This is a genomic window from Paenibacillus sp. UNC496MF, assembly GCF_900113915.1.
Taxonomy (GTDB): Bacteria; Bacillota; Bacilli; order Paenibacillales; family Paenibacillaceae; genus Paenibacillus_Z; species Paenibacillus_Z artemisiicola.
This window is the reverse complement of sequence record NZ_FORE01000008.1, coordinates 64,838-81,414: the sequence shown is the minus strand read 5'-3', so window position 1 is coordinate 81,414 and position 16,577 is coordinate 64,838. Positions and strand designations below refer to the sequence as shown.

Below are 16,577 nucleotides of genomic sequence, written 5' to 3'. Positions count from 1 at the left end.
TCGGAACGCCCTGCCGTGCGGAAGGGGCTAGAACTTTTGAATTACGACGTCATTGACAGAGGCGACAAGCTGTCCAAGCAGCTGGCCGCCGATTTCCATACGCTCGCGGCGGCCCGCGGTCTGAAGCGCAACGAGGAGCGGCCCGAGACGGTCATCTCCATCGGCGGCGACGGGACGCTGCTGCAAGCTTTCCATACCCACATCGACCGGATCGACGACATCGCCTTCGTCGGCATCCACACCGGCCATCTCGGCTTCTTCGCCGACTGGAAGGCCGACGAGCTGGAGACGCTGGTCGGCATGATGGCGGAGGACGAACCGAAGATCGTGCGTTACCCGCTCGCGGAAATCGTGCTCGACACGTCCGAGGGCCTGTCCACCTACATCGCGGTCAACGAATTCACCCTGAAGGGCGTGGACAACACGCTCGTCGCGGAGATCGACATCAACGACGAGCTCTTCGAGATGTTCCGCGGCGACGGCATCGTCGTCTCGACGCCGTGCGGCAGCACCGCCTACAACAAGAGCCTCGGCGGCGCGGTCATCCATCCTTCCATCGACTGTCTCCAAATCGCCGAAATCGCGTCCATCAACAACCGGGTGTACCGGACGCTCGGCTCCTCCGTCGTCCTGCCGCAGCATCACCACTGCGACATCATTTCGCGGAAGGACCAGCGGCTGCAGCTCACGTTCGACCACCTGAACATCACGCGCGACGACATCCGTTCCATCCGGTGCAGCGTGTCCACGCGCAAAATCAGCTTTGCCCGCTATCGGCCGTTCCCGTTCTGGAACCGGGTCCGGGAAGCGTTCCTGGGCTACGAACTGAAGTGATATGAACCGGTATCGCGCCTTCTACCGCCTCGTCAAGCCGTACAAGTGGCTCGTCGCGCTGACGCTGCTCATCGGCGCCGTCAAGTTCGCGATTCCGCTGACGCTGCCGCTGTTCATCAAATACGTCGTCGACGACGTGCTGCTCGCCAAGCTGCCCGCCGCCGACAAAACCGCCCGGCTGTTCAAAGCAGTCGGGCTGGCCTTTTTGATCTTCGTCGTCCTTCGCTATCCGATCGAATATTTCCGGCAATATTTCGCCCAGTTCACGACGAGCCGGGTGCTGTACGACCTGCGCAACAAGCTGTACGCGCATCTGCAGCAGCTGTCGCTGCGGTTCTACCAGAACCGCAAGTCCGGCGAGATCATCTCGCGGATGATGAACGACGCCGAGCAGACCAAGGCGCTCGTGGAGACCGGCCTCATGAACGTCTGGCTGGACATTTTCACGCTCGTCATCGCGCTCGTCATCATGTTCGGCATGAACGTGCCGCTGACGTTCGTCGCGATCGCCATTCTGCCCTTCTACGGCTATGCGGTGAAGAAGCTGTACAAGCGGCTGCGCGGGTATTCCAAATCCCGCTCCCAAGCGCTCGCCGAGATGCAGGGCTATCTGAACGAGCACGTGAACGGCATCCCGGTCATCAAGAGCTTCACGCTCGAGCGCCATGAGGAGCGGCAGTTCGGCAAACGGAACAACGCGTTCCTCGAGCGGGCGTTCGCGCTGACCCGATGGAACGCCCTCACGCAGTCGATCATTAACACGCTGACCGAGATCGCGCCGCTGCTCGTGCTCGCCGCCGGCGGCTACCTGGTCGTCCGGGACGCGCTCACCCTCGGCGAGTTCGTCGCGTTCTACGGGTATCTGGACCGGCTCTACGCGCCGCTTCGCCGGCTGGTCAACTCGTCGACCGAGCTGACCCAAGCGTCGGCATCCCTCGAGCGGGTCATGGAGCTGCTCGACGAACAGCCGGAGGTGAAGGACGCGCCGGACGCGGCGGCGCTGCCGGCGGTGCGCGGCGACATCGCGTTCGAGAACGTCTCGTTCCGCTACCAGCACGAGACGGACTGGGTGCTGCGGAACATCAACCTGACGATTCCGCGCGGGGCGACCGCCGCGCTCGTCGGCATGAGCGGCGGCGGCAAGTCGTCGATGGTCAGCCTGCTCGCCCGGTTCTACGACGTGCAGGAAGGCCGCATTCGGATCGACGGCGTGCCGATCGACCGCGTCGCGCAGCGGAGCCTGCGCGCCCACATCGGCATGGTGCTGCAGGACAACATCCTGTTCAGCGGCTCCGTTCGCGACAATATTCTGCTCGGGAGCCCCGAGGCTTCCGAAGAGGCCGTGATCGAAGCGGCCAAGCGGGCCAACGCCCATACGTTCATCCAGTCGCTGCCCCGCGGCTACGACACCGAAATCGGCGAGCGGGGCGTCAAGCTCTCCGGCGGGCAAAAGCAGCGCATCGCCATCGCCCGCGTCTTCCTGAAGGATCCCGCCATACTCGTGCTGGACGAAGCCACGTCCGCGCTCGATCTGGAGTCGGAGCACGCGATCCAGGAATCGCTCGCGGAGCTGGCCCGCAACCGGACGACGATCGTCGTCGCCCACCGGCTGTCGACGATCACGCACGCCGATCCCATCGTCGTCATGGAGCACGGGGAAATCGTCGAGCAAGGGACGCACGACGAGCTGATGGCCCGGGACGGAGCGTATGCCCGCCTCTACAACGTGCAGTATCTATAGCTTCCGGGCGAGCGCCGGAACGAACGAAAGGACCGGGCGGCGGATGGCCGCGCCCGGTCCTTTCTTGTTCGGTTTTGCCGTTGCCCTGGCGTTGCAGCGGGCGCCAGCCGGCTCCGCGAGACGAGCCGGACGCAAATAAACGGCCATGCAGGCTCAAGGCCCGCATGGCCGTTTTGCGTCGGACGCGCCAGCCGGCTATTGCTGCGGCTTCGGCGCGGAATCTTTGTTCTTGGGCTGCGAAGACTGCGGCTTCGGCTCGGAAGCCGCGGCCGCGGGCACCTTCTGATGCTGCTGGTTCGGATTGAAATGGCGTTTGCCCTTGCTGCGCTCCGAGCGCTCCGGACGTTCGCCCCGGTCCTGACGTTCGCCGCGATGCTCCCCTCGTTCGTGGCGCTCGCCGCGGTCCTGGCGCTCGCCAGGGTTCGGCCGGTCCTGGCGTTCGCCGTGGTTCGGCCGGTCTTGGCGCTCGCCCCGGTTCGGCCGTTCTTGCCGCTCGCCGCGATCCTGGCGCTCGCCCCGATCGTGCTGCTGGCCGCGTCCGCCCTGCTGGCCTTGCCGGCCTCCGTGGTCGCGGTCCTTGCCGGCCGGCTTGCGGTTCTCGCGCCCGCCGTCCTTCTCCTTGTCCGTCTCCTTCGCCGTATCCCGGTGCCGGTTGCGCTGCTGCTCGCGGCGAAGGTCCCGCTCGTGGCGGGGCATGAACTTCACGTGCTGGTTCTCCGAAGCCGGCGCCTCGACCGCCTTGGCGGCCGCGATCGCCCGGGAAGCCGTCAGGTACGCTTCCTCGGCGCTGTCCGGCACCTCGATGATCTCGATTTCGCCGTCCACGCCCGTACCGCCGTCCTCGCCCTGCTTCGCCCCGCCGGGCTGCTTCTCGAGCACGAAGTACGCGCAGCCGAAGTTGCAGTATTCGTTGATATAATCCGCCATCGAGGAGATCAAGGTGTCCCGCGTCGCCTTCGGGTGGCCGTCGCGGAAGAACCCCTTGAGACGCAGTTGATTGTAACCCCAATCCCCGACGACGTAATCGTACCGTTCCAGCACGTCGCTGTACCGTTCCCGGAACGCCTCGAGATTCCAGCCGTTTTTGTTTTCGTGAATTAATGCGTAGGTTCTGCCGCTAATATGGATCAAGGCTGCTTCTCACTCCTTCTCACAAGGATGCGGTACGGGCTTCCTCCGCGGATTTCACCTGCTCGTGCGCGTGGTACGAGCTGCGAACGAGCGGCGCCGATTCCACGTGGCTGAAGCCGCGCTTCAAGCCCTCTTCCTTCAGCTTCGCAAACTCGTCGGGATGCACGTAACGCGCGATCGGCATATGGTTCGGCGACGGCTGCAAATATTGGCCGAGCGTCAAAATATTGCAATCCACGGCGCGCAAGTCGTCCATCGCTTCCAAAATTTCGTCCCATTCCTCGCCGACGCCGAGCATGATGCTCGATTTGGTCGGGATGTCGGGCCGCATTTCCTTCGCCCGCTTCAGAAGCTCCATGGAACGCGCGTATTTCGCCTTCGCGCGGACGCGGTCCGAGAGCCGGGCGACGGTCTCGATATTATGATTCAAAATATCCGGCTTGGCATCCATGACCGCCCGCAGCGCGTCCCAGTTCCCCATGAAATCGGGAATGAGCACTTCCACGCTGCAAAGCGGAAGCTTGCGCCGGATCGCCTTGATCGTCTCCACGAAAATGCTCGCGCCGCCGTCTTTCAGATCGTCGCGCGCCACGGAGGTGACCACGCAATGGCGCAAGCCCATTTGCTCCGCGGCTTCCGCCACGCGCTCCGGCTCCTGCAGGTCGAGCTCCGTCGGCAGCCCGGTCTTCACCGCGCAGAACCGGCACGCCCGCGTGCAGATATCGCCGAGGATCATGAAGGTCGCGGTCCGGTTCGCCCAGCATTCGTAAATGTTCGGGCACTTGGCTTCCTCGCACACCGTATGCAAAGTTTTGGAACGCATCATATCTTTGAGTTCGGCATAATTGCCGCCCGTCGTCAATTTTATTCGCAGCCAATCCGGCTTAGGTTGCTTCTCTTTGGTTTTCATCGCGCTGTACCTGCTTTCCTGTTCGCTGATTCCCGTCTTATTATAGCATGTTTCGGATAAAAACCAATGATTTGCAAACCATAACAGCTGGAAGGCGCCGCTTCTCAAGGCGTCCATTTTAAGGCAACGGCCGGACGCGGCGCGCGCCGGCGACGGATCGGCGCGGCGAACGGACGGCCCCCATGTTTGGAGGCTGAACCATGTGAAATCATATGCTTTCCGCCTCATGGCGGTGCTCCCGCTCGCGCTCTCGCTGCTTCTGCAGCCGGTCGCGGGACGGGCGGCCGCGGCGGAGCCCCGGAAAAAGGAAGCCCAAGAGGAAATCTACGCCAAACGGCGCGTGCTGTACGACGAGATCAGCGTCGTGACGGGCATCCCCTGGTATCGGTTGGCCGCGGTGGACCAATACGAGCGGACGATGACCAACGCCCGCCCGAAAACGCGCGAGCAGCTCGGCGAGTACATCGGCGTGTTCGTCACCGACACGGAGTGGGCCGGCGAGCTGAACCCGGACAGCGGCGACCAGTCTCCGCTATCCATTCATTGGTTCCACGGCCTCGGGGAAGACGGCGACGGCGACGGGCTCGCGAGGCGCACGGACGATACCGACCTGATGTACGCCGTCGCCAACCACCTGCTGCAGTACGGCACGGAGGAGGACGATTTCGCCATCGGGCTGTGGCAGTATTACCACAACACGCGGGCCGTGCAGCGCATCCGGCAGTTCTCCCGCCTGTACGAGGCGTACGGCAAGCTCGACCTGTTCCGGCACGCCTTCCCCCTTCCGATCGGCGACAATTATTCGTATAAAGGGACGTGGGGGACGCGCCGAAGCTGGGGCGGCTACCGGATCCACGAGGGCACGGACATCTTCGCGAACCACGGCGTGCCCGTGCGGAGCACCTGCTTCGGCGTTGTCGAGGTGAAGGGCTGGAACCCGTACGGCGGCTGGCGAATCGGCATCCGCGACCTCAACAATTACTATCATTACTATGCGCATCTGTCCGGCTATGACAAGACGATCGCCGTCGGCACCATCGTCAAGCCGGGGCAGACGATCGGCTGGGTCGGCAGCTCGGGCTACGGCCGCCCGGGCACGCAGGGCAAATTCCCGCCGCATCTGCATTACGGCATCTACCGCGACCGCGGACTCGTGGAATGGTCCTTCGACCCGTATCCGAGCCTGCGGCAGTGGGAAACCGAGGAACGCCGCGCGCTGCGCGCCGCGAGGCGGTAATCCCGCGGCGGGGCGCAGCCCCGCTCCCGGCGCCGCGCGACAAACAAGAAGAGCGCTTATCCGGTCCCAAGCCGATAAGCGCTCTTCTTCGCGTTGGCGGACGTCACGAATCGGCGTCCGCCTCGTCCGCGCCCGCGTCGGCGTCCGCCGGCAGCGCGTTCTCGTCCGGCGCGGAACCGCCGTCCGCCCCCGCGGAGCTGCCCGCGGCGTCGCCCGCGCCCGCGGCGTCGCCTTCCTTGGCGCCCGGATTCGCCGGAATGGCGATGCTCGGCGCGTTCGGCGCGGAATCGCCGACGGGCTTGCCGTTCCCGTCGTAATAATACGTCGGCACGTCGCCCACGACGAGCAGATAGGAGATCGGAATCTCCGTCTCCACGAGCTCCGGTTTCGTGTCGAACGGAATGATGATGGACACTTCCGCCACGATGTGCATGTACACTTCCACGAGAATCATATTGATGCCGGCGTCCTTCTGCCGGGTGTTCAAGTCCACCTTCACGGCGCCGATCGGCTCGAACTTGACGGGGATGCGCGGGCCGAACGACGCGATGATCGCGCTGCCCAGCGCCTGGCCGAGCGGGATTTTCTCGGGGATGTCCCCCATCCGGTCGAGCGTCCGCTGCACGGTGTCGATCGTCTCGGACGTGATTCGCATATGCTCGGAATAATTGAGCATGAAGCCGGAAATTTTGCCGGCGGCGTTCGTCTTCCACTCGATCAGCTTGTCGGCGTTCGTCGTCTCCGCCACCTGATCGGTAATCGACTTGTTGATCGCCTGCGTCGCTTCCTGCTTGACGCGCACCTGCGCGACGGCCATCAGCGGCTTCTGCAAATTCCGCTCGACGAAGATGAACGTCTGGAAGAAGAAGATCAAAAAGAGGAGCGCCAGAAACAACACGAGCCTCCGGCGGCGGTTCGGCTTCTTGCCGCCGGCCGCGCCGCCGGACCGGCGCCGGACGCCTCTGCTCCGCCAGCCTCTTCTCCCCCATCTGCGCATCGTGCGTCCCCCTTCCGAGCGTTTGTCCGCGTCCCCTTCCAAGCTTATGCGGGAGGCGTCCAAAAAAGAAGGCGGCTAGCGGCGCGTCAGCATGCCCGCGCCGATGCAGGCCGCGGCCGACAGCTTGCGCACGCCCATGCCGAAGCGGATCTCGACGTAGTCCCGGCCGGCCGAGAGAAATTCGCCTTCGCCGAAGGCCGAATGGACGATCGCGTCGCCCGGCTTCAGGCCGTCGAAGCTGCGCAGCGCGCGCGGATTGCGCTCGCTCGGCTCCTCGCCCGGCCGGCCTTCGGTGACGGTCACGCCCGAGCCGCCCGGCACGGGCCGCGCAGCGGCGCGGCCGCGCGCGGCGGGCCGCTTGCCGTCCGGCGCGGCCTTCCGCCCGGCGCCGTCCGCCCGGCCGGCGGCCGCTTCCGCCTGCCAGGCGGCTTCCGGCCTCGCGGAGGCGGAACCGGAGCCGGCGGCAGCGGCCGGCTCCGCCGCCTTCGGCGGCGCCTGCAGCTCGCGCACCGCCGTCATGAACTGCGATTCCTTCACGTCCTCGCCGTCGCGACGCGCGTAGCTCAGCAGCGTGAGCTCTCGCTTGGCGCGCGTCATGCCGACGTAGAACAGGCGAACCGCCTCCTCCATCAGGTCGGAAGTTTCGCCTTCCGCCTTCTTCGCGTCTTCCTTGGACGGAAGGATGCCTTCGATGAGATCGACGATGAACACGCGCTCGAACTCCAGGCCTTTCGCGCTGTGCAGCGTGGAGAAGGTGACGGCGTCGGCCTGCCGGTTCTTCTTCGACGCCTTCATCGCCGCCTCGAGATGCTTCAGCCGGGCCGCGAAATCCTCCAGCGCCGCCAGCCCGTCGGCGATGTCCTCGAGCGTGTTCAGGATGCCGGTCAGCCCTTCCTTGCGGAAGCCGAGCCGCTCGCACATCCGGTCGATCGCCCGCTCGTAGCCGAGCTTGAACCGGATCAGGCGAATCGCCGCGCGCGGCTCCATCCCCCGCATCGCCTGGAACGCTTCCTTGCACTCCTGCAGCTGCTTCGGCTGGTAGGGCTGCAAAGGCACGCGCGCCAGCAGATTGTCGAAGACGGATTCGCCGTTGCCGATCGCCTGCAGCGCGGCCATTTGCGCCTTCGTGACGTAACCGGCCATCTTCGTATGGATCTTCTCGAGCAGATCGGGACGCTTGTCCGTGTACGCCATGCGCATGAAGCCGAGCACGTCCTCCACCACCCAGTGCGAGAAGAAGCGGTTGTCGCCGTCCTTCATGTAGAACGGAATGCCACGGCGGTCGAATTCGTTCATGAGCATGATCGACGAGGCGTTGTTGCGGTACAGCACGGCCGTCTCGCGCAGCGGTTCCTTGCCTTCGACGGCCGCGGCCACGTATTTCGCCTGGCCCTTGTAATCGTCGAGCTGCTTCAGGTACACGGGCCGGCTGCCCGGATTGCGGGTGAACATGTTTTTGTCGTAGCGCTTCTCGTTGCGCTTGATGAACCGGTTCGCGACGTCCACGATGTTGCGCGAGGACCGGTAATTCTGCTCCATCATCAGCACGGCCGCATCCGGGAACACGCGGCGGAAGTCCAGCAGATACTGCGGCTCCGCGGCCCGCCACGTGTAGATGCTCTGATCGTCGTCCGCCACGACGCACAGGCAGCCGTGCCGCCGCGCCAGCTTCTCGATGATGGCGTGCTGCACGAGCGACGTATCCTGGCTTTCGTCGGTCAGGACGTAGTCGTACCGGTTCTGGTATTTCCACAGCAGCTCGTCGCTCTTCTCCAGCGCCTCGTTCGCGAGAACGAGCATGTCGTCGTAGTCGACCAGCAGCTTGCCCTCGAACGAGCGCTTGAACGCTTCGTATTCGCGCATGACCCGCGCCGCCTCGGGCACGTCGCACGGCACGTCCGCCCACCGCGCTTCCGGCAGGAGCTTGTTCTTCGCGAAGCTGATGAACGTCGTCAGCTCCTCCATCTGCTCCTCGGTCAGGTTCTCGCCCTTCGCCTTGCGGTAGAGGTCCCGAAGAATGAACTTCTTATGCAGCGGCAGCTCCTCGTCCGCCTCCGGGTCGACGTCGCCTTCGATGATCTGGAACGACGTGCGGGCGCGGCGCAGATGGTCCCGCATGACCTCGAACGCGAAGCTGTGGATCGTGGAGAACTGCACGCCGCCCTCCGGATGGTCCGGGAAAAAGCGCGCGTACCGCTCCTTCATATCCTGCGCCGACGCCCGGCTGAACGTCACCGCCTTGATCCGGGACGGATGCACCCGTTTCTCCTCGATCAGGTAGCCGATGCGCATAATGATCGTCGTCGTCTTGCCGGAGCCCGGCGAAGCGAGCAGTAGCAGCGCGCCCTCCGTGTGGAGCACCGCCTTGCGCTGCACCTCGTTCAACCGTACGCCAAGCTCCGCCTGCTTGCGCGCGAAAAAATCCATGCCTGCGGCCGTCATGCGCCTCATCCTTCCGTTCGGACGCGAAACATCCCTCTTCCGAAGCCGAAAGAGGGATGCCGTATTCCGTCGTTTGCTTACGTCCAGTATCGCAAGAACCCGCCTGCCGGCGCAAGGGTTAATTTTTGCCCGGGGCCGGCCGGCCGGCGCCGCGGAGTTTGGCGATCGCCCACAGGATAAGCGGTATGCCGAACATGTGGTACGGCAGAATGTACGGGATCGCGATCCGCTGCGGAAAAATCACGGAGCTCTCCACGAAATCGCGCGGCACGAGCGCGATCGCCACGACGGCGGGGGCCGTGAACCAGAGCATCCGCCGCCAGCGCCGCACGCCGAACCACTGCGCCGTCCCGTGCGTGCACACGAAAAGATACAGCGATACCTTGATGAACACGCTGACGATCCAGATCGCGATGACGAGCGAGTCGAGGTTTTGCACGAAATCGAAATACGAGGTATTGCGGATGAGATTGAAATACGGGTAGGTGATGCCCGCCCCCTGCGCCTGTCCCAGCACCGCGATCACGAGAAAGGTGCTGACGCAGGTAAGAAACGAGGAGACGGCAACGCCGAGCAGGACGTAGCGCGAGCCGCGCTCCGGCCGCTCCACGAACTTGTAGAGCATGCACATGATGACGCAATCGCCGAGAAACGTCATGGTCGGCAGCGAGCCTTGGACGATCTTGAGCATGCCCGTGTCCACGAAGACCGGCAGCAAATTGTTGATCTTCATGTCGCTGAGCGACAGCAGCAGCGGAAGAAAGATGCCGAGCAGGATGAACGGCCCGAACAGTTCCGCGCAGCGCGCCAGCACCTCGATGCCGGCCACCGTCACGTAGACAGCCGCCAGCAGCAGGCCGAGCAGCGGCACGAGCATGGGCGTGCGAGGCAGAATCGTCGACAAGATGAATTCCGTGTACTGCCGGAGAATCATCGCGAGGACGACGTACCAGAACAGCATGTAGAATCCGATGAGCGCGTTGCCCGCCCATTTTCCGATGATCTTCACGACGTATTCGACGAAGGTCATGCCGGGATAGAGCAGGCTGAGTCTGGCATGCACGAACACCATGAACAAGCCGACCGCGCCCGCGAGAATTTCCGACAGCCAGGCGTCCTGCCTGGCGGCCGCGATGGCCGGGTTGATGGTCAGCAGGACGTTCATGCCCGATTGCATGACGGCGATGACGCAGAACAGCTGCTTGCCTCCGATCCGTTCCCCCGTCTTCATGTGCCGGCCTGCCCGCGGTTAATAAGCGTCGAACCGAGGCGTCCGAACAAATAATCGACGAACTGGCTCGGTCCCGGCAAATGAGGGAAGAGGTAGAGCAGCACGCCGATCGTCCAGCCGATGGCGGTCAGCACCCAGTACGCGACCTTCTCCCGACGAGGCGCCTTCCGCGTCCACCGCCACTGCGCGACCGCCAAAATGAAGCTCACCGTCAGGAGGCTCGGGATGGCATACCAGATCATTCCGCGTCCTCTCCTTCCTTCTCTCCGTCGCCCTGCTCTTCCCCGGCCTTCGTCGCGCGCTTCTGCTCTTCCGCGTTCCTCGTCGTCGACTGCACGTTGGTCAAGCCGGGGCGCAGCAGCTGGGATGTCGGGTCGACCTTTACGTCCACCTCCGGGAAAATCTCGTCCCAGCGATCCTTGTTGCGGTGCCATTCCTTGGGGTAGGCGCGATGGAACTCCCCGGCAAAATCGAAGACGTCCGCCTTCAGCCCCTTCTGCACCTTCCGCAGCGCTTGCTCGACGCGGCCGATCATATCCGCGTCCATGGCCTCCTCCACGAGCTCGATGTCCCCTTCGCTGGTCAGCAAATTCGCGGACGAGGCGTTCTGCAGCGCTTCCGTCTCGGATTTGATGCGGACGGTCATGCTCCATTTGTTACCCTGAATATGCGGATACAGCCTCGTCTTGCTCCGAAGCAGCTTCGCGGACACCGTGCCCCGGGATTTCTCGGGCGTGACCGTCACGACGCCCATCCTGATTTCGTTTCGCAGCCAGAGGATGCCTCTCGTGGTCGCCGCGTCCACGACGCCGATCAGCTTGTCGCCTTTGAAGATCGCCGTGCCGTTCGTATAATTCGCCGAGGTATCGGGATTCCGCTTGGAACGCGGCGGATTCATCCGGAGCCAGGGAAGCGCGGCAGCGCCGGAATCGCTCGTCAGCATCTGCGCGAGATCCGTCATCGTCACGCTCATCGATAATTTGCTCTTGGCGATTTCCCGAAGCGCCTCGGAGGAGTCGCGCTCCAGTACCGCTTGCATTTCGAGCGCTTTTCTTGCCTTCCCCTCGCACACGTAAATGTACGCGCGTTCGCGGGGCTGCGGCGCCCGCATCAAATAATCGACGTCGTCCCCGATGCCGTACCGGGCCTGTTCTTCCCCGAAAATGATCACCTCGGCGTGCCCCCAGAACAGCTTGCGCGGCAGCCGCTCCTGCATATGCGACAGCGCGTCGGCGATATTCTCGCCCACCGCGGAGAGCACGAAGGTGTTGGAATTGCCGCCGCCTTTCATTTCCATGCTCCCGCCCCCTCCCCCGCTGCCGGCTCCTCCGCCGCCTCCCGACGCGCGGGGGATGAAGATTTGTACGGACAGCTGAATCAACTTGCTGTTGTACCGGTCGATAGCCGCCCCCGTGATCAGCCCCAGATCGTTGATTTCCGTCCGGTCCCAGCAGCCGGCCAGCGGCAGGGCGCCGGCAAGGACCGCCAGCAGCAGGACGACCCGGCCCGCTCGGCGCGCGCTCATGAAGCTCTCGCCCCTCTCGCGGCGGCGATGCCCAGCATGGCCATCGGAATGAAAATCTGGAAGATCGACGAGAAGAAAGGCACGCTGTTGCCGAGCAGCTCCGTCAGCTCCTCCAGATTCGGCGCGCACCACAGGCTGAGCAGCGTCATCAGCAGGCCGATCGGCGCGATCAGCGCGCGGTAATCGCTGAGCCGGAACAGCTGGGCGGTGCCGAGGGCGGCGGCGTAATACACGACCGTGATTTTAATGAAGATCGCGACCAGCCACGCCGCCATCAGCAGCGACTCGACATGCTCGATGAAATCGGACAGCGAGATGTAACGGACGGCAATCAGGAACGGGTAGTTGTACCCCTTGTTGATGTCGCCGAAAATATACAGCACCGCCAGGTTGATGCACGTCATCGTGACCAGCACGGAGAATACGCTGATCATGCACCATTTGAATGCCGAGACGCGCGTCTTCGTCAGATACGGCAGGAAAATCGCGATGATGAAAAACTGCGAATACCAGGAGGACGGCACGATGGCCGATCGCAGCAGCGGCAGCGGCCCGAATTCCATCATCGGAAACATCTCCTTCGTGTGCATGTCCGGCACCATGATGATCAGCATCAGGACGATGACGACGAGCGCGGCCGGAATGAGCAGCTGCGACGCTCTCGCCCACACTTCGATGCCCTGGTGAAGCGCGTAGGCGCAGACGAACATCAAGCAGATGATCACGAACACCGTCGGCGTCTCCAGCAGGAACGTCGCGGCGATGAATTCGCCGTACTCGCGGATGACGATCCCGTTCGTGTAGACGAACGAGAAAAGGTAGGACATCCCGATCAACCGTCCGAGGTACGGTCCCAGGATGGATTCGCTGTATTGAATGAACGTCTGGCTCGGATAGCGTTCGTGCAGCTTGTAGACGACGTACACGACCAAAAAGCCGATCACGGAGGAAACGATCGGCGCGGCCCACATGTCGCGGCCCGCCGTGTTCATGGTGATGGCGGGGACGGAGAGCGAAGCCGTGGCGAGAATGGTCGGATGCAAGAAAATGGCAAGCTGCAGCGGCGAAATGCGCCCTTTTTCGATCATGAAGTCTCAGTCCCTTGCGAGGCGTTACCTTGCGAATCGCCGCCCTGCGGCGCGTTGCCTTGCGGGGCGAGTCCCTGCTGCGGCGAATTGCCTTGCGGCGCGTTGCCCTGCGGCGCGAGTCCCTGCTGTGGGCCTTCGCCCTGCGGCGCGAGTCCCTGCTGCGGGCCTTCGCCTTGCGGCGCGCTGCCCTGCGGCGCGAGTCCCTGCTGCGGGCCTTCGCCTTGCGGCGCGCTGCCCTGCGGCGCGCTGCCCTGCTGCGGGCCTTCGCCTTGCGGCGCGTTGCCCTGCGGCGCGAGTCCCTGCTGCGGGCCTTCGCCTTGCGGCGCGCTGCCCTGCGGCGCGCTGCCCTGCTGCGGGCCTTCGCCTTGCGGCGCGTTGCCTTGCGGCGCATTGCCTTGCGGCGCGCTGCCCTGCGGCGCGTTGCCTTGCGGCGCGTTGCCTTGCGACGAGCTTCCTTGCGGCTCGCTGCCTTGCGATGTGCCGCCCGTTCGGTCCTGCGGCGGCTTCGGCTTTAAGCCCTGCACTTGGCGGACGGGATTCGGCGCGTTGCCCGTCAGGCTCGGACGTTTGCGCTGCATCCAAATCGGCGGGCGCATGAGCACGTCTTTCATCTCGAAGCCCTTCATCGGCGCGAGCGGCTGGAGGTACGGCACGCCGAACGACCGCAGCGAGCAGAGATGCACGACGATGAAAATAATGCCCAGCATCAAGCCGAGCAGCCCGAGCACGCCGGAGAGGATCATAATCGGAAAACGCAGCATCCGGATGGCGATGCCCGCGCTGTACTGCGGCATCATGAAGGACGCGATCCCCGTGATGGCGACGACCATGACCATCGGCGCGGACACGAGGCCCGCGGACGTGGCCGCCTGGCCGATGACGAGCGCGCCGACGATGCTGACCGCGGCGCCGACCTGCTTCGGCAGGCGGACGCCCGCTTCCCGCAGCGCCTCGAAGGATACTTCCATCAGCAGCGCCTCCACGAGCGCCGGGAACGGGATGTCCTCCCGCGACTTGGCGATGCTGAGCAGCAGCGAGGTCGGCACCATTTCCTGGTGATACGTCAGAATGGCGACGTAGAGGGACGGCAAAACCAGCGTAATGACGAAAAACAGATAACGAAGCCAGCGAATGAGCGAGCCGACGTAGAAGCGTTGGTAGTAGTCCTCCGGCGACTGCAGCATGGAGAACAGCGTCGCGGGCGCGATGAGCACGAACGGCGTGCCGTCGACGAGAATGGCGATTCTCCCTTCCAGCAGCGCCGCGGAGACGACGTCGGGCCGTTCCGTGACCTGCATTTGGGGAAACGGCGAAAAAGGGCTGTCCTCGATCAGTCCCTCCACGTACCCGCTTTCGAGGATGCCGTCGATGTCGATGCCGGAGATCCGCTGGTTCGCCTCCAGCACGAGCGATTCGCTGGCCGTGCCTTCGATATAGGTCAGATTCACTTCCGTGTCGGTTTGGCGGCCGAGCCGGTACGGCACCATTTTCAGCGAGGGCGTCTTGATCTTGCGGCGCAGCATGGCCCGGTTGACGCTGAGCGTCTCCGTGAACCCTTCGCGCGGACCGCGCACGACCGCCTCGGCCGTGGGCTCCTCGATGGCGCGCTTCTCCCATTTCGCGAGCCCCATGGCGAAGCAGACCGACAGCCCGTCGATGAACAGCAGGATGCAGCCGTTGCCGACGTGCCAGCAGGCGTCCTCGATGGCGTCCACCGTCAGCAAGTTCGAGATCGACAGCGTGGATTCCAGCTTCTCCCTCGCGTTCAGGTCGCCCATCGATACCGTCTCGCGCTGAAGCGCCCGGATGATGTGCTGGTCGAGCACCTCGACGTTGACCAGGCCGTCGATGAACAGCACGAAGGCGTCCGTCCCGTTTCCGATTCTCAGGTCGCGGAAGATGACGTCGTTGCATTTGGTATAGATGCCGCTCAAGGCTTTCTTGTTGTCGGCCAGCATGGGCGAGATCGGCTGCAGGGATGCTTCGGCGTTCATAGGCAGTCTCCTTGTCGGTATTACCTACTAATTTTTCCATCTTTGCCCACCGTTAAACGCCCCCGCGACAATCGTGCCCGCCCCTTCCGGCAGCCGGTCCGCACCGAAGCCAAAAAAAACCGCATCGCGCCCGAAACGGAAGGTTCCGGGACGATGCGGCTTGACGGCGCGGGGCGGTTAAGCGGTCTTCGGGGCACAAGAGGAGCAGCCCTTAAGCGGAGCCGGCCCTGCGGCCCGCCCGTCAGGGCAGCCGGTACACCGCGAACGGCTCGCCGCCGCGGAACGGCTCGCTGACCGCGTCCAGCTCCGCCTGCAGCTCCGGCGTCAAGCCGATGGACAGCGCGGCCAGATTGTCCGTCAGCTGCTCGGCCTTCGTCGCGCCCACGATGACCGTGGAGACGGCGGGACGCGCCATGAGCCAGGCCAGCGAGAGCGCGCCGGGACGAACGCCGTGCGCGTCCGCGATTCCCTTGACCGCCTGGCCGAGCGACAGCTCGCGGTCCCGCATGAAGCGGGTGAAGCCCCGATCCGTGTCGGCGCGGGACCCCTGGGGCGCCGCGGCCGACGCGTCGCCCGCGTACTTGCCGCTCAGAATGCCGCCGGCGAGCGGGAAGTACGGAATGATGCCGACGCCCTGGTCGAGGCAGGCCGGCACGAGCTCGCGCTCCGGCGTCCGGTCGGCGAGCGAATAGCTCGTCTGCACGGACGCGTACCGGTTCAGCCCTTTCAGCTCGCTGAGTCCGAGCGCCTTCGTCAGCTCCCACGCGGCGTAGTTGGACGCGCCGACGTAGCGGACCTTGCCCGCGCGAACGAAATCGTCCAGCGCGCGCAGCGTCTCCTCGAGCGGCGTGTACGGGTCGAACGTATGAATCTGGTACAGGTCGACGTAATCGGTCTGCAGCCGCGCCAGGCTCTCTTCCAGCTCCCGCTGGAGATGCTGCCGCGAGGAGCCGCCGCCGTTCGGGCCGTCGCGGCGCGGCAGGCCGGCCTTCGTGGCGAGCACGGCCCGGTCGCGTTTGCCTTTGAGCGCGTGCCCGATGATCGTCTCCGACGCCGTGCCCGCGTAGATGTTGGCCGTGTCGATGAAATTGACGCCCGCGTCGAGGGCGCGGTCGATGATCGCGGCCGACGCTTCGCGGTCGCAGCGCTTGCCGAACGCGTTCGTGCCGAGCCCGAGCGCCGAGACCTCGAGCCCGCTTCCTCCGAGTCTTCCGTACTGCATGTCCATCGCTCCCATCCTCGTAATCGCAGGAAGACGGATGCCTCCCGTTCTGGAATCAGTATCCCGCCGGAAGGGAAGGCTGTCAAATCGAGGGAGCCGATGCGGCCGATGCGCCGTCTTTCGCGCGCGCATCGGCCGGGCGGACGGCCCGGACCGAAATTTCGTTCAACTTCTAATGGGCATCGGGCGCGATTTTTGATACAATGGTTGAAAATTTGGTGAAGG

The 16,577-nt window shown here is 64.3% G+C and carries 13 protein-coding genes; 3 read left to right on the top strand and 10 right to left on the bottom strand.

Features of this window, described 5'->3' with window-relative positions:
- The first annotated feature begins 36 nt into the window (after window positions 1-36).
- A complete protein-coding gene (locus BMZ79_RS14310; RefSeq protein WP_090641168.1) occupies window positions 37-834 on the top strand; it encodes an NAD kinase in 798 nt (265 codons plus the stop codon).
- A 1-nt stretch (window position 835) separates the two neighbouring features.
- Window positions 836-2,575, top strand: coding sequence for an ABC transporter ATP-binding protein (locus tag BMZ79_RS14305; protein WP_090641166.1), 1,740 nt, complete (start codon window positions 836-838; stop codon window positions 2,573-2,575).
- 195 nt (window positions 2,576-2,770) lie between these two features.
- Here BMZ79_RS14305 and BMZ79_RS14300 read toward each other — a convergent pair whose 3' ends face one another.
- Both BMZ79_RS14300 and lipA read right to left on the bottom strand, forming a co-directional pair.
- Window positions 2,771-3,706, bottom strand: coding sequence for a YutD family protein (locus tag BMZ79_RS14300; RefSeq protein ID WP_090641164.1), 936 nt, complete (start codon window positions 3,704-3,706; stop codon window positions 2,771-2,773).
- A 19-nt stretch (window positions 3,707-3,725) separates the two neighbouring features.
- Window positions 3,726-4,733, bottom strand: a complete 1,008-nt coding sequence (gene lipA / locus BMZ79_RS14295) for a lipoyl synthase (RefSeq protein WP_090641562.1) — start codon at window positions 4,731-4,733, stop codon at window positions 3,726-3,728.
- A gap of 109 nt (window positions 4,734-4,842) precedes the next feature.
- Here lipA and BMZ79_RS14290 point away from each other — a divergent pair, with 109 nt between their 5' ends.
- Window positions 4,843-5,853 carry a M23 family metallopeptidase gene (locus BMZ79_RS14290; RefSeq protein ID WP_090641162.1) on the top strand — a complete coding sequence of 337 codons (1,011 nt, stop codon included), beginning with the start codon at window positions 4,843-4,845 and terminating at the stop codon, window positions 5,851-5,853.
- A 103-nt stretch (window positions 5,854-5,956) separates the two neighbouring features.
- On the opposite strand, the gene yunB is transcribed toward BMZ79_RS14290, so the two are convergent.
- From yunB to BMZ79_RS14250, 8 genes are all read right to left on the bottom strand, one after another.
- Complete coding sequence (gene yunB / locus BMZ79_RS14285) at window positions 5,957-6,850, bottom strand: sporulation protein YunB (RefSeq protein WP_090641160.1); 894 nt, start codon at window positions 6,848-6,850, stop codon at window positions 5,957-5,959.
- A gap of 75 nt (window positions 6,851-6,925) precedes the next feature.
- On the bottom strand, window positions 6,926-9,292 hold the full coding sequence (locus BMZ79_RS14280) for an ATP-dependent helicase (protein ID WP_090641158.1): 2,367 nt from the start codon (window positions 9,290-9,292) through the stop codon (window positions 6,926-6,928).
- Window positions 9,293-9,410: 118 nt separating this feature from the next.
- The gene (locus BMZ79_RS14275) at window positions 9,411-10,523 is read right to left on the bottom strand and encodes a GerAB/ArcD/ProY family transporter (RefSeq protein ID WP_090641156.1); all 1,113 of its coding nucleotides are present in this window, start codon (window positions 10,521-10,523) and stop codon (window positions 9,411-9,413) included.
- Entirely contained in the window at window positions 10,520-10,765 is a 246-nt protein-coding gene (locus BMZ79_RS14270; protein WP_090641155.1) for a hypothetical protein, read from the bottom strand. The genes BMZ79_RS14275 and BMZ79_RS14270 overlap by 4 nt, the downstream gene beginning before the upstream one ends.
- Complete coding sequence (locus tag BMZ79_RS14265; protein WP_090641153.1) at window positions 10,762-12,048, bottom strand: Ger(x)C family spore germination protein; 1,287 nt, start codon at window positions 12,046-12,048, stop codon at window positions 10,762-10,764. Before BMZ79_RS14265 ends, BMZ79_RS14270 begins: the two co-directional genes overlap by 4 nt.
- On the bottom strand, window positions 12,045-13,136 hold the full coding sequence (locus BMZ79_RS14260) for a GerAB/ArcD/ProY family transporter (protein ID WP_090641151.1): 1,092 nt from the start codon (window positions 13,134-13,136) through the stop codon (window positions 12,045-12,047). The genes BMZ79_RS14265 and BMZ79_RS14260 overlap by 4 nt, the downstream gene beginning before the upstream one ends.
- Window positions 13,133-15,130 (bottom strand): spore germination protein, encoded by a 1,998-nt coding sequence (locus BMZ79_RS14255; protein ID WP_090641149.1) that lies wholly within the window; start codon window positions 15,128-15,130, stop codon window positions 13,133-13,135. Before BMZ79_RS14255 ends, BMZ79_RS14260 begins: the two co-directional genes overlap by 4 nt.
- 241 nt (window positions 15,131-15,371) lie before the next feature.
- Window positions 15,372-16,352, bottom strand: coding sequence for an aldo/keto reductase (locus BMZ79_RS14250; RefSeq protein WP_090641561.1), 981 nt, complete (start codon window positions 16,350-16,352; stop codon window positions 15,372-15,374).
- Window positions 16,353-16,577 lie beyond the last annotated feature (225 nt).